This is a genomic window from Rubrobacter tropicus (genome assembly GCF_011492945.1).
Lineage (GTDB): Bacteria > Actinomycetota > Rubrobacteria > Rubrobacterales > Rubrobacteraceae > Rubrobacter_D > Rubrobacter_D tropicus.
The window spans coordinates 3918642-3931793 of record NZ_CP045119.1 but is presented as its reverse complement, the minus strand read 5'-3'; the positions used below and the strand labels follow the sequence as shown (position 1 = coordinate 3931793).

Here is a 13152-nt window from a genome sequence, read left to right as displayed (position 1 = left end):
CGTAGGCAGCCTCTTCATCAGAAGTGAGCGTTTCGCGAAGCGCGTGTTCATCGAAGTATGTTTCCGCGCCGGAACAGCGCGCCTGCCCAACTGTAATCTCACGCCGCGCCGGGGGCGTGGGAGGACGGCACGCAGTACCTCATTTGCCTACGGCCGCGAGCATATCAGAACGGGTGGCCGACGCGGACGGGTCTTCACGGGACCGGGCGGATCGGCCACCATCGCCGGAGATACCGGCGTCATGACCGTCCGGCTCAAAGACTCCTCGGGTGCCACCCTCTACTCGGTGGACCTCGAACCAGGCCGGTAAACGGTAGGCAGCGTTCTGGGACACGGGGTGGTTTCCCGCCCACGGACGAGCCTCCTTCGGTACAACGAGAGGGCGAGCCCGGCCGGTTCTCACTTCCGGCCCATACCACCAGGCGGGCGCAAGTAGGAGCGAAGCCGGTCCCGGTCGCCTAGCGTTCGTCGTCCCCCGTCGACGGGTCGAGCGGCAGCAGCCGCTCGCGCATGCCCTTCGTCCATAGGGAGATGTTCTTCGGCCCGGTCGCCCAAATTAGCAGCACCGCCATCACGCCGTAGATGGGCAGGTGGCCGATCAGCTCCTCCCAGGCGAAGAGTGTGAGCGTCAGGTTTATCGGGAACCATGCGACGACGACGATCTCGCGCACGAAGATCCCAAGCGCGATCCACAGTCCCACCAGCAGCTCCACGGCCCCGGCGCACAGCACGAACACCTCATCAGAAAGCGGCACGCCCAAAGCGCCCGTGAAGTTGAGCGGGTACTCCTCAAGGAAGGTCAGCCCGAGCGGGATGTTCGCGAACTTCTCGGTGAAGGCGACGATGGCGAGGCTCAGGCCGACTCCTATCCGCACGGCGGGTACGGCGTAGCGCGAGAGCTCCGCCCGCGGCTCCAAACGCGGGAAGAGAAGACGGTCCACCGAGAGGGGGCCGCGTCCGGCCAGCAGGAAGAAGGCTGCGAAGCCCAGGTAAAGTACGTTCTCCAGCATCGGCTCCAATCCCACCAGGAAGATGCCGAAGAACCACAGCAGGCCGAGCGCCGCAGCCGCCACCCGCGTCAGGCCGCCGTAGAAGAGGGCGAGGGCGATGCCGGTCTCCGCGAGGCCGAGAAAGTTCCCCCATACGCCCGGCATGACGTTGTCCGGCGAGAAGAGCGTCCCCTGCACGCCGTTGACCAGAAGGGGCACAGCGACGTGGATGCCGAGGATCAGGGGCACCAGCCCGTAGAGCACACTCCGCCCCCCGTCGGTAGCTCCGAACGCCTCGGGTCCCGGCAAGAAGCCCCTCCCCCGTGTCTTCCACAGGAGCCCGCCCACAAGCGTCGCGAGAAGCACCGCCCCGACGAGCGTCAGGGGCAGCGGCCGAAAGAGGAGGTCCAGGCGCAGCCCGCCGTCCGCCTCCCCCACGAACCACTTCTCGTGGGCGTGCGCCCGGCCCGCCGAAGCCACGAGGAGAGCGGCGGTGGCGACCGTTCCCGACAAGAGCCGTCCCCGAAATTTCATCCTTGCCTCCTTACGAAGCGTGGAGGGCGGACCTACCACCCCGCCGGTGGGACTCGCCGACCGATTCACGGTGACGATTCTACCCACGGAGGACAGGAGCTCGGTAAAAGATGCAACGGCGGCGAGGGAGAACCCGGTGGCCCCCCTTGCGCCTCCGCTACTCCCCAACGACCACACCCGCGGATCCCCCGCCGTCTACGACGAACTCTGCGCCGGTGGTGTACTTCGACTCATCGGAGGCGAGGAAGAGTACCGTGTTCGCCACGTCCTCGGGTTCCCCGATCCTGCCCAAAGGGTACATCTGCCGCCCGAGCTCCTCGATGGTCGTGCCCGCGGTCTCGGCCCCGTACTCGGCCATGCCGGTGTGGATGTAGCCGGGGTGGACGGAGTTGACCCTCACCTGGGCGCGGGCGTACTCCATCGCCACGTCCTTGGTCATGATCCTCACCGCCCCCTTGGAAGCGCCGTAAAGAGCGTGCCCGGCGACACCCATCAGTCCCGCCACCGACGAGAGGTTGATGATAGAGCCCCCGCCGCGCTCGGCCATCACCGGAGCGCAGTGCTTCATGCCGAGGAAGACGCCGGTGACGTTGACGGCCATCAGGTTGTTCCAGTCCTCGACTGTGATGTCGGCCAGGGGCATTATGAGGTAAAGCCCGGCGTTGTTCAGCAGCACGTCCACGCCGCCGTACCTCCCCCCCGCCTCCGCCACGACCGACCTCCACTGATCCTCCCGGGCCACGTCGTGGCGGAGGAACAGCGCCTCGCCGCCCTTGCCTTCTATCTCCCGGACGGTCTCCCGCCCGCGCTCCTCGCTTATGTCGGTGACGACGACCCTCGCGCCCTCCTCGGCGAGCCGCAGGCACGAGGCCCTGCCTATCCCCGCCCCGCCCCCGGTTACGACCGCCACCTTGCCTTCGATTCGTCCAGCCATGCCTGCTCCTTTTCTTCCTGCCGTCACCGAACACTTGCACCGATTGACGCGCCTCTCACCCTACTTGGGAGGGCAGGCCGCGCGCCTGAGCAATCCGTACCGTTCCACTGGTCAAACCTGCCCATGCAGGAGTCGCGGCACGGTCGCTACCGTCGCAGCACCAGCGTGCCAGGCGGGGCGCTGTTTGACGGCACCGGCGAATGGTAGGTCCGTAGCGTTGTGGACGGGGACAGGATTGCAGGAGGGTGAGAGGCTGACGTGCCGTTCGTGCTGGTTGTCATGCTGCTTTGGGCACTACTCATGGCGGCGATCCTGGTTCGGCGACAGTCATTCGAGCCGCGCTTTGCGGCCCTGAATCTTTATCCGGCCTTGTAATAAGACTTGATCAGGGTTGACCAATGGAAGCATCAAGGTGAATCATGGCAGGGCATCCCCCTTGTAGCACACTGATACTGAAGGTATCTCTGGCCGGAAGGAGGACATCGTGACGATCATCGAGGCTTTCATAGAGAAGCACCCGGTGGCGACCTACTTCGCCCTAGCGTTCGTCACCTCATGGGGCGGCATTCTCATCCTGGTCGGTCCCGGCGGAATCCCGGCTACCCCGGAGCAAACCGAGACACTGCTCCCGTTCGTGGTCGTGGCGATGCTCGTCGGCCCCAGCGTGGCAGGCATCCTGTTGACCGGCTTCGTCCATGGAAGGGCGGGTCTTCGCGAGCTTCTGTCCCGGTTGCTCGGGTGGCGGGTGGGTGCTCGCTGGTACGCGGTGGCGCTCCTGACCGCCCCGCTCCTGGCAACGGCGGTACTCCTTGCGCTCTCGCTGACCTCCTCGATGTTCCTCCCCGGCATTCTCACGTCAGACGAGAAGGCCACCCTTCTGCTGGTCGGTGTCGCGGGAGGGCTGGCGGCGGGTCTCTTCGAGGAGCTGGGCTGGACGGGGTTCGCTGTGCCCGGGCTGAGGCCGCGTTACGGTGTCCTTGCCACTGGGCTCATCGTGGGCGTGCTGTGGGGAGCGTGGCACTTCCTCGTGAACGTCTGGGGAAGCGGCAGTTCCACCGGGGCGTTCTCCCTGCTCCTCTTCATGCCCCAGTTCCTCTTCTACGTGGGGGTACTGCCGGCCTACAGGGTGCTCATGGTGTGGGTCTACGACCGTACCGGGAGCCTGCCCGTGGCGATGCTCATGCACGCGAGTCTCACGGCCAGCTTGCCCATGATCCTCATGCCTCCGGCGACGGGGGTGCCCCTCCTGACCTCGTACCTCGTGTTGGCCGTCGCGCTGTGGGTCGTCGTTGCGACGGTCGCCGTGGCCAACGGCGGGCAGCTCTCCTCGCGGCAACCGCTCCGGAGGCGGGTGGTTTGAAAGGGGTAGCCAAGCACACTGTCACCGAAGACCCGAAGCCAAGAGAGAGCTAAGAATGGTACGAAAGGTCTTGCTCGTTTGCGGTATCGTTTCTTCGCTGCTCTACGTCGCCACCGTCGTGCTCTCGCCCATGCGATGGGAGAGCTACAGCTCCACCTCCCAAACCGTCAGCGAGCTGATCGCCATCGGCGCTCCGACGAGAACACTAGTCGTTCCGCTCTTCGCCGCGTACAGCGTCCTCGTGATCACGTTCGGATTAGGCGTCTGGGGATCGGCCGGTCGAAAGCGCGCCCTGCGCTTCGCGGCGGTCGGGATGGTCGGAAAGGAGGTCCTCGGCCTGATGGTAACGCTCTTCTTCCCGATGCACCTGCGTGGGGTCGAGGCAACGCTCACCGATACGATGCACGGAGTTCTAACGTTTGCGGGCGTTCTCTTCATGCTGCTCGCCCTGGGGTTCGGGGCTGCGGCATTCGGAAAGCGCTTCCGCCTCTATTCGATCGCGACAATCCTGATGCTCGTCGTGGGTGGCACCCTGACGGGTTTGGACGCTCCGCAGCTTGCGGCGAACCTGCCCACGCCGTGGATGGGGGTCTGGGAGCGCGTCAACATCTACGCCTACATGCTATGGGTCGTGGTGCTGGCCATCGCCCTCTTGCGCACCCCAGCGGAACGACCCAAAGGCAACCTCGGTGGCAGAGAGCACTCTGGATGAGTCAGGTCTAATCGCCCGACACCTCACAGATCGACGCACCGACGGTTATCTCGACGAGCCCGCCAAGATCACGAGCGCCACCCCGATGCTCCCCAACGCGGCAACGCCGTGAGTGCTTCTCCATTCCCATGGCTAAACCAGTATCTCTTCGACCGAACGCCGTGGGCTTTCCGGCGCGTCGTTCGTCGGGTATCCCAGCCTGAAAGTGAAGACCCCCCGCCAGCCCGGACCACCCAGTAGCTCTTCCAGTTCCTTGCCGAACCTGGGCTTCATACCCAACTGCGCCTCCCGGTCGACGCGCTCGTTTATCTGATTCAAAGGCTGCATCGCCAGTCCCTTTACGGTGGCCCACAGGTGCATCCTCTGCCAGAGCCTACCCGCCTTTATGCGCTGGGCGTCGTTTCGGTCGTCGCGCATGGCGATGACACCGGCGACGAAGACCAGGACGAGGTTGATGCCGAGCGCCATTACGAGGAAGAAGAGCCCGACGAATATGCGTCCCGCGTTGGGCCTTGCCAGGAAGAGGACGAGAACCAGCAGCTAGAACACCAGCACCGTTACCAACAGCTCCATCGACCACTCACCTCCGATCCTCCAGAGCCATCTATCCCGGCAGCGGCCCCCCATGCTCCCCGGCCTCGCCGGTGGGCTGCTCCGTTGGGCGCTTCCGTTCTTCGGTGAACACGCCAGCGGTCTGCTTCGCGGGTTCACCGACGCCGAAGTCGAACACCAGCCGGGCGTCCACCTCGCCCCTCTCGACCTCCCCTATGGCGTCGTTGACGGAGGCGAGATCCCGGGTCTCGTAGATCACGCGGGTCCGGCCCGCAGCGTGCAGCTCGAAGACCTCCCTGAGGTCCACTCGCGTGCCCACGATGGAGCCCTTCAACGTTATCTCGTTCAGCAGCGTCCCGGAGACGGGGAGCCTGACGTGGCCGTCTTTGGGCAGCCCCACCAACACGAGCGTGCCTCCGCGTTTCAGGGAGCCGAACGCCTGCTCGGAGGCCCTCGGCGAGACCGCGGTGTCTATGGCCGCGTCCGCTCCGCCGAGCCTCTTTATCTCCTCGACCGGGTCCTGCTCGCGGGCGTTGACGGCATGGTCTGCCCCCAGCTTCCGCGCCAGCTTCAGCTTCTCCTCGGAGAGGTCCACCGCCACCACCGACGCGCCCGCTATCTTCGCGTACTGCAAGGCCATATGACCAAGTCCACCGACGCCGAAAATCGCAACCAGGTCCGACGACCGGGCGCCAGAGACCTTGACCGCCTTGTAGGTGGTCACCCCGGCGCAGGTCAGGGGGGCGGCCTCCAGCGGGCTCACGCCCTCCGGGACCCGGCCGACGTACTTGGCGTTGGCTTTGGCGTACTCGGCGTGGCCGCCGTCGAGGAAGTAGCCGGTGTTGAGCTGGTGCTCGCACAAAGTCTCCCGGCCGGAGGCGCAGTACTCGTACGCCCCGCAGGCGTAGCCGAGCCAGGGGACCGACACCCGCTCGCCCTCCTCGACCTCCGTGACACCCTCTCCGACGCTCTCCACGATGCCCACGCCCTCGTGGCCGGGTATGAGCGGGAGCTTCGGCTTCACGGGCCAGTCACCGTGAGCGGCGTGGATGTCGGTATGGCAGAGCTCCGAAGCCTCGATCTTTACCAGGATCTCGCTCGGCCGGGCTCGGGCTTGGGCACATCCTCCACGCTCAGGGGCCGACCGAAGTCGCGCACGACGGCTGCTTTCACGAGCTGCTCCTCTGTCCGTTCGACGTGCCCTCACCCTACCGAGGCCGGCGGACCCACGGATGACCCGCTTTGACCGTTCTCGTGGTCAACGTTGACCAAACACCCGGCTGTGCATCGCTCGCGGGCGGCGTCCTGGCTCGAAGGCACCGCCGATCCCTCACCTCGACACGTCGGGCGGTAGTTGTCGCGCGGAGGTCGATGGCCACGCGGAGTGATGGTCAGAAGTGGGAGAACATCGTCGAGTCTGCCCAAGGACTCGCCGCCGGATCTTCCTGCCGAAGCAGGAGAATCCGGCGTAGAATGGTCGCCGATGTCCGTTCGAGAGTACGATGTGGTTTTTGTTGGCGGCGGCCTGGCCGCCTCATTGCTCCTGAAGGAGTTGCGAAAGGAACTGCCTGGGCGGGTCGCGGTTGTCGATCCGTCTCCGCTTCCGACGCAACCGAGCGTCCACTGGAGCTACTGGAGCCACGAGCGAACCCCCTATGACCGGTTCGCCATCGGCGCGTGGCAGCGGGCCAAGGTGGGGGACATGCCGCCGGAGTCCATCGCCCCGTACACGATGAGCCTGGTACGCTCTGGCGACGTCTTCGCCGACCTGGCGGCACGACTGGAGTCCGCACCCGTGGACTGGCTCCGCACCTCGGCACGTTCGATCGGAAGCCGTGACGACGGAATGTACGAGGTCTCCACCGACGCTGGCGTCTTGCGCGCCTGCTGGGTGTTCGACAGCGCCTGCGATATCGGCCCCGCTTTTCCTACGCCGCACCGGCCGGGGGCTGTCCTCAACGGTACCGGCATCCGCGTCACCTCGGACCGACCGGCGTTCGATGCTGCGACCGCGACGCTGTTCGACCCGCTCGACGAACGGTCCTTCGCGTACCTGCTGCCGCTTGGCCCCGACGAGGCCCTGCTGGAGTCCGCCACGTTCGGCCCGGTCGCGGAAAAGACGGACGCGGCGCCACTCCTGCGGTACCTCATGGACCGTTATCCGGGGGCAAGTTTCGTCGCGCCCCACGAGGAGAGCGGATCCATACCCTTGGGCTTCCCGCCTCTGCGGACCGCCGGACCCCGGCACGTGCTCCTTGGCACGAAGCGCGGCCTCGTGAAACCCAGCGCCGGCTACGGAATAGTCCGCATCGTCAAAGAAAGCGAGGAGTTGGCCCGCCTGTGGCGTGAACACCGTCCGCTGGCGCCGAGCCGGCGGGACTCCCGGCCGTGGGCACTGCTCGACACGGGGTTCCTGCAACTCGTCGGAAAGGATCCTCGTCTGCCGTTGGCGTTGCTTGGCAACGTCATGCGTGCCGTTCCGCTCGCCCGGTCGCTGGGTTTCATAGACGAACAACTCCCGCCGCGGCAACTGGCCTCGATCTTCCTGTCCGCCCTCCCCATCGTGCTACAAAGCGCTGTTCGAAAGTAGCGCGCGGGTATTAGGACCTCAAGCGGGCGCCGCCGGCACCGGGTCCGAGATGGCGCGAAAGAACCCGAGCGTGGGCCGGGCGCCGACCAGCGCCGGCACGGAGATCGGGGACGAGAGCGTGACGACGGCACGCGATGGTTTTGTGGAGGAGATCCTCTCCGGTGGGACGATCAGCGACCTTCACCCCGCCTTCATGCCTCCCATGTACCGGAGGAGCATCCACAGGCTCGCCGCTCCGAGGAGGCCGAAGATCGCCGCCGGTACCACGGAGGCGGCCTGACCGTACAGGGCCATGGACACTACCATGAACACGATGGCCAGAGCGAGCAGCGCCAGGAACGTAAGAAGGGCTCCCGCCAGCGCGTAACCCACGGCCCGCTTTCGCCGCAGCCAGAGTCCTGTCATCGCGAGGGCGGGGAGTATCCAGGCCATGTCGAGCACGTGGACGCCGCTGGTCGGCGTACCGTTGTCCGCTACGCTCCGGGGGACATCGCCGGAGAACAGGGCCGGTATCACTTCGCCCAGCCACACGATGTAGAAGAGGATGGACACCACCAGGAGAAACGTGCCGGCCGTCTTCGCGGATCTCTCGCGGGTGTGGCGCGCTTTGATCCTTTCGAAGTCCGTGGTCGCGAGGCCTCCGATTAGGGCGTAGAGCGAGAACCCCAGCAGCGCCACGTAGACGAGGAAGAGGGGGTTGAAGCGCACGTGGAAAGCGTAGATCACGTACGTGTACACCAAGTAGACCAGGACACCAAACCAGACCAGCCGGGCGCGGTCAGAACCGCGCGCTGCCAGGACTGCCCCGATCATGAGCGCTGGGAGCGCGACCACCAGCGTAACGATGTCCTGGCCTATCGCCTGGGCGACGAAATACGGTGAGTCGCCGCGAAAAACGTCGAAGAGCAGTTCTCCCCCGGCCGCGAACGTCACGAGAACGGCGATGGGCGCGGTCAGCAACAGCCAACTCTTCGTGTGTTCGCGTCGGCGTTTCACGTTGCTCCCTTCGGGTCGCGACAACCGTTTCGCGCGTGTGGCCTCGTGGGTCCCTGCGGCCCCCCGTCTTCACGCGAGGCCGTCCAACTCACTCTAGGGTAAGGGACGCCCTCCGTCCTGACGCGGATCAACTATCTCCATAACCAGAATTGACCCTGACCAGACGACTGTCGAGTCTGGAACCTTTCTCCGACGGCTTCCGAAAGGGCAAGCAATGGCAACGTGCCCCGCGTGGTCAGATCGGCCCAAAGCGATGGTGACGATCGTCCAGGCGAACGGAACCGGGGCGCATCTAGCCGGGGCTGAGATGCCGGCCGGCCGAGGATACGCGTGGTGGGTCGGGGCAAGGCGAGCCGGTCCCGCTGCTTCTGGTCGGTGGGCGTTTCGATACGGCAAGGACGGTAACAGGAAGTCGAGATTCCCACCCCTGCGGTGGGCTGTCGGCCTACGTAGCCACGCCGTTGGAGGGGGCCGTGGCCTGGGGTAGTCGTGATCCACGAAGCGAGCGGGATGAGTAGCGGTCAGAAACAAGCTGATCGGCACCAGAGACTAGTTGTGTGGACCGCACCGGTTATCGAAGGGTAGCCCCTCTCGGATGACACCGCAATTGGTCAATTTGGCCCAGACAACCGGGCAGTTTTCGGCAAGCTCTTGCCGTTCGCCCAACCGCATACTTCGGACGCTGTAAGAACCGCGGGGCCTGTGGCCTCGCCCGTTGGTAGGAGGTGAGGCGAGTATGATCGTCGAAGGTTCTGCCGTTCCGCCGGTTGCCGGCACGCGCGAAGACGTACACGTCACGGGGCGCAGGATCTTGGCAACGATCGTGGACGGGCTGCTGCTGGGGTTGCTGTTCGCCGTCATGGCCGCGCTCTTCGGGACGATCACCAAGACGGACGCCTTTGGCTGGGACGCCTCGATGCCGGCCATCCCGACCGTAGTCTACGTCCTTCTCGTGGTCTTCTACTACGTGCTTCTCGAAGGGTACGTGGGTCAGACCGTCGGGAAGATGCTCTTCGGCATAAAGGTCTTACGGGAAGGGGCCGGGGGTCGGGCACCCAGTCTGCGGGCCGCTGTTATAAGGACGGCGCTCCGCATGGTAGATGGCCTCCTGGGCTACGGGGTGGCCTTCGTGACCGTGCTGGTCTCGGGCAAGAACCAGCGCTTGGGGGACATGGCGGCGCGCACCCTCGTGGTTCGTAGTTAAGTGGTGTTGTGCCGCCCCAGCAGGCGGCGTTGTCAAAAAAAAGGACGAGGAGGTGCGAGATGGACGAGAATCGGAGGCCCGTCATCGAGAGGATCCTGAAGAAGATCGAGGACCACGTGGAGGACTACCGCGCGCAGGAGAAGACCCGTCAGGCCGAGGTGGACGCCCGCAGGGCCGAGTTGTGGGAAGAGGCGGCCGAGCGGCAACGGCTCCTCGCCGAGGCCGTCGCCGAGGGCGAAGGCGACCGGGCGTCCATCGAAGAGATGACCAAGCAGCAGCGGGTAGTCTTCGTCCTGCACAGGGAAGACCTTACCGGCACGCTGGAAGACTTCGCAGGCGAGGGTGATCGCCTGGTGAAGGTGGTGCCCGGAAAGGGCGACTTCGGCGGCGGGCGGGGTATCGAGGGCATCAAGGGCTCGTGGCTGGTGTTCGAAGAGCCGGAATAGAGGGACGCCCGATGCGGCGGTCAAGGAGTGGGTAGGTAACCTGGCAGAAGGGGATACGGCCGTGGCGAAGACCAGGTGGAGCGAACTGAGCGACAGAGAGAAAACCGTGGTCCTGACGGTGGGATCGGTCCAGATCTCGCTGCTCCTGATGGCCCTCGCGGACATCTACCGGCGTCCGGTGGAGGAGATCCGGGGCAACAAATGGGCGTGGACCGCCATCTCGTTCGTCAACTTCGTGGGCCCCATCTCCTACTTCGCGTTCGGACGCAGGCGGTGAAACCACGACCCCAGCGGTCAGCTATCAGCAAAAGCCGGCCGATGGAAGCGGAGGCGAAGCCGCAGCGGGCTGATCGCTGACCGCTCTAAGATATTTCGACCGCGCCGTGGCGGGCGGCGAAGATGACGGCCTGCAGCCGGGAGTGGGCGCCCAGCTTGGATAGGATGCGCGCCACGTGGTTGCGCTCCGTCTTGGCGCTGATGTGGAGCTGGGAGGAGATCTCCGCGGCGTCCAGGCCCTCGGCCAATAGGGTGAGTATCTCCCGCTCGCGGTCCGTGAGGCTATCGAGCGCCCGGTGCGCCTCCTGCTCCTGCTCCTTATGGGTTCCGGCGAAACGCAACAGCTCGACGACCTCCCCGAGCGGCAGGATCGTCTCGCCGGCGCCGAGACGCCTGACGGCGTCCACTATCTCGGCCATGCTCGACGCCTTGTGGAGCAGCCCCGACGCCCCGAGTTCGACGGCCCGGGCGATCTCGGCCCGGTCGAGGGAGGCGCTCAGGACGAGGGCCTGCGCCCGCGGGTTGGCGGCGCGTAGGCTGGCTATGAGCTCCGCGCCGTGACCATCGGGGAGCCCCAGGTCGATGACGGCCACGGCGACCGCCTGTTCCCCCGCTAGCGTCTCCCGCGCCTCCGCCAGGGACCCCGCCTGGCCCACGACGACGAGGTCCGGTTCCGCCTCCAGCGCCGAGGCGACGCCCTGCCGGAAAGAGGCGTGGTCGTCCACGAGCAGCACCCTGGCCCGTTCCGTGGGAGGGACGGGGACGCCGTCACCGACCGCGTCGTTAGGCACCTCCACCGTTACCCGCGCGCCGCCGTCGGGCACGCCCGCCACCTCCAGGTCACCGCCCAGGGCGCGCACCCTTTCACGCATCCCTCTGGTCCCCACGCCCGCGGGAACCTCCTCCGGGTCGAAGCCCTTACCGTCGTCGGAGATCTCTATCCTCAGTCTCTCGTTCTGGACGACTCTGGCGACGACCCGGACCCTGTCCGCCTCCGAGTGCCGGCGGGCGTTTGCCAGGGCCTCCTGCACCACGCGCAGAAGTTCTTTGGAGGTCTTGGTGGGCAGCTCGTCCGGGAAGCTTTCGTCCACCTCCAGATCCAACCGGCAGCCTGGGTTCATCTGCCGGTTGAGCTCGACCAGGGCCTCCACGGAGCGGTGGAACGGCCCTCCCGCCTCCGGCTCCAGGCTGAGGTCGTGGACGGCGCTCCTCAGGCCACGGACGGACCGGGTCAGGGCCGCCTCGGCCTCCCGCAACCCGGTCGCGCCCTCTTCTCCTGGCGTGGCGGCGGCCGTCCCCGAAAGTTGCACCTCTTGGAGGGCGTAGGTGAGGTCCTGGAGGACTTCGTCGTGCAGGTCTACGGGCGGCTCACCGAAGGCTGCTTCAGGCGCGTGACCAACCTGCTGCTCTTCGCCATGTTCGCAGCGAAGGGATCCCCCAAGGAGTGGGAGGACGTCTCCGACTGGGCGGGTTTCGGGGAGAAGCACCAGTGGCTGGCCGACGCCGGCGACGAGCCGGCGTTCGTGGCCGCCCTGGAGGGCGTGGAGGCGAAAGTGCGTAACTCGGACGCGCACTCCGACGTGCATTTTCTGGAGGACGGCGTCCGGTTTGTTCAGACCAACTTCCGCACCCGCACCAAGGAGGAGAAGATCCTCACCGACGAGGAACTGGGCCGCCTCGTCGAGGACCTGATGCGGACGGTCCTGAGCCTCTCTGTCGGCGCCCAGCTCTTCCAGGTGGACAACATTCGCGAGATCTCCGGCGAGCTGTTTGGGGTCGAGACCCCGGACTCCCTCAGGCGGCTCTACCTCGAGATGGTCCTCGCCGCGACGGGGTTGCTGGAGCCGGAGATCTCCGAGGAGGGAGGAACACTCGCCGTCCGCGCCAGCGTGCCACCGTACCAGCCCCCGGCCGAGCTCGCCGAGTACGTCAAGACCTTCTTCTTTATCAGGGGTTTCTACCCGGAGGCGGAAGAATTGGAGCTCGAGGTCCGCTGGCTCGGCGAGTGGCACTGCTCCTTGCGCGTCCCCGCCGACAAGCTCGCCTTCTTCGACGCAACGCCAGAGCACCTCGCGGTCCCGCGAACCCTCCGCTTCCTGTTTTCCACGGTCACCAGCTCCGCCGCCCTGCCGGAGCGGTCGGACGAGGAGAAGCTGACGGAGCTCGGCTTCGGCATGGGCTGCGCCACAGCCCACGCTTACATGGCGCGGGTCATGCGCGAGATCGAGGCGGGGCTGTCGGACGCGGCACCTCTGATGCCGGAGGCGCTGGAGTACATCGACGAGTTCAAGGAGGCGTTGGGGGTGCCCCAAGATCTCTCGTCGGAGGCAAAGGCCCGCAGGGACGATCTCCTCCACGCCCTGGAGGACGTCAAACACCTCTACCGCACCATCGTTCGCGTAGACCGGGGGACGCTCGACCCGCAGGCCGTGGGCAGGGCGGAGCGACGGTACAACCGCGGCGCCGAAAAGGTCAGGCGCTTCGCCGCACGGTTTACCTTCTCCGGGCGTCTGTATTAGTGCTGCGGGGGCATAGCCTGCGACCGGCTACAGCGTAGGG

General features: G+C 66.0%; 12 protein-coding genes and 1 pseudogene. 7 read left to right on the top strand and 6 right to left on the bottom strand.

Annotated features, from left to right (window positions below):
* Nucleotides 1–458: 458 nt before the first annotated feature.
* Complete coding sequence (locus GBA63_RS19610; protein ID WP_166178858.1) at nt 459–1523, bottom strand: DoxX protein; 1065 nt, start codon at nt 1521–1523, stop codon at nt 459–461.
* A 157-nt stretch (nt 1524–1680) separates the two neighbouring features.
* A complete protein-coding gene (locus GBA63_RS19605; RefSeq protein WP_166178856.1) occupies nt 1681–2457 on the bottom strand; it encodes an SDR family NAD(P)-dependent oxidoreductase in 777 nt (258 codons plus the stop codon).
* 484 nt (nt 2458–2941) lie between these two features.
* Here GBA63_RS19605 and GBA63_RS19600 point away from each other — a divergent pair, with 484 nt between their 5' ends.
* Together GBA63_RS19600 and GBA63_RS19595 are read left to right on the top strand one after the other, a co-directional pair.
* Entirely contained in the window at nt 2942–3817 is an 876-nt protein-coding gene (locus GBA63_RS19600; RefSeq protein WP_166178854.1) for a CPBP family intramembrane glutamic endopeptidase, read from the top strand.
* 55 nt (nt 3818–3872) lie between these two features.
* A complete protein-coding gene (locus GBA63_RS19595) occupies nt 3873–4529 on the top strand; it encodes a DUF998 domain-containing protein (RefSeq protein WP_166178852.1) in 657 nt (218 codons plus the stop codon).
* Between the two features lie 132 nt (nt 4530–4661).
* Here the strand turns inward: GBA63_RS19595 and GBA63_RS19590 are convergent, their stop codons facing one another.
* Both GBA63_RS19590 and GBA63_RS19585 read right to left on the bottom strand, forming a co-directional pair.
* Nucleotides 4662–4997 carry a hypothetical protein gene (locus GBA63_RS19590; protein WP_166178850.1) on the bottom strand — a complete coding sequence of 112 codons (336 nt, stop codon included), beginning with the start codon at nt 4995–4997 and terminating at the stop codon, nt 4662–4664.
* Nucleotides 4998–5250: 253 nt separating this feature from the next.
* A pseudogene (locus tag GBA63_RS19585) lies at nt 5251–6254 on the bottom strand (zinc-dependent alcohol dehydrogenase); the annotation flags it as partial.
* Nucleotides 6255–6564: 310 nt separating this feature from the next.
* Between GBA63_RS19585 and GBA63_RS19580 the strand changes: the two are divergent.
* The gene (locus GBA63_RS19580; protein WP_166178848.1) at nt 6565–7671 is read left to right on the top strand and encodes a lycopene cyclase family protein; all 1107 of its coding nucleotides are present in this window, start codon (nt 6565–6567) and stop codon (nt 7669–7671) included.
* Between the two features lie 180 nt (nt 7672–7851).
* Here GBA63_RS19580 and GBA63_RS19575 read toward each other — a convergent pair whose 3' ends face one another.
* Nucleotides 7852–8667, bottom strand: a complete 816-nt coding sequence (locus GBA63_RS19575) for a hypothetical protein (protein ID WP_166178846.1) — start codon at nt 8665–8667, stop codon at nt 7852–7854.
* 736 nt (nt 8668–9403) lie between these two features.
* Between GBA63_RS19575 and GBA63_RS19570 the strand changes: the two genes are divergently transcribed.
* From GBA63_RS19570 to GBA63_RS19560, 3 genes are all read left to right on the top strand, one after another.
* The gene (locus GBA63_RS19570; RefSeq protein WP_166178844.1) at nt 9404–9871 is read left to right on the top strand and encodes an RDD family protein; all 468 of its coding nucleotides are present in this window, start codon (nt 9404–9406) and stop codon (nt 9869–9871) included.
* A 59-nt stretch (nt 9872–9930) separates the two neighbouring features.
* The gene (locus GBA63_RS19565) at nt 9931–10317 is read left to right on the top strand and encodes a hypothetical protein (RefSeq protein ID WP_166178842.1); all 387 of its coding nucleotides are present in this window, start codon (nt 9931–9933) and stop codon (nt 10315–10317) included.
* 61 nt (nt 10318–10378) lie between these two features.
* The gene (locus GBA63_RS19560) at nt 10379–10594 is read left to right on the top strand and encodes a PLD nuclease N-terminal domain-containing protein (RefSeq protein ID WP_166178840.1); all 216 of its coding nucleotides are present in this window, start codon (nt 10379–10381) and stop codon (nt 10592–10594) included.
* A gap of 85 nt (nt 10595–10679) precedes the next feature.
* Here the strand turns inward: GBA63_RS19560 and GBA63_RS19555 are convergent, their stop codons facing one another.
* Complete coding sequence (locus GBA63_RS19555) at nt 10680–11849, bottom strand: LuxR C-terminal-related transcriptional regulator (RefSeq protein ID WP_323127019.1); 1170 nt, start codon at nt 11847–11849, stop codon at nt 10680–10682.
* A 57-nt stretch (nt 11850–11906) separates the two neighbouring features.
* On the opposite strand from GBA63_RS19555, the gene GBA63_RS19550 reads away from it, so the two are divergent.
* Nucleotides 11907–13112 (top strand): hypothetical protein, encoded by a 1206-nt coding sequence (locus GBA63_RS19550; RefSeq protein ID WP_228282649.1) that lies wholly within the window; start codon nt 11907–11909, stop codon nt 13110–13112.
* Nucleotides 13113–13152 lie beyond the last annotated feature (40 nt).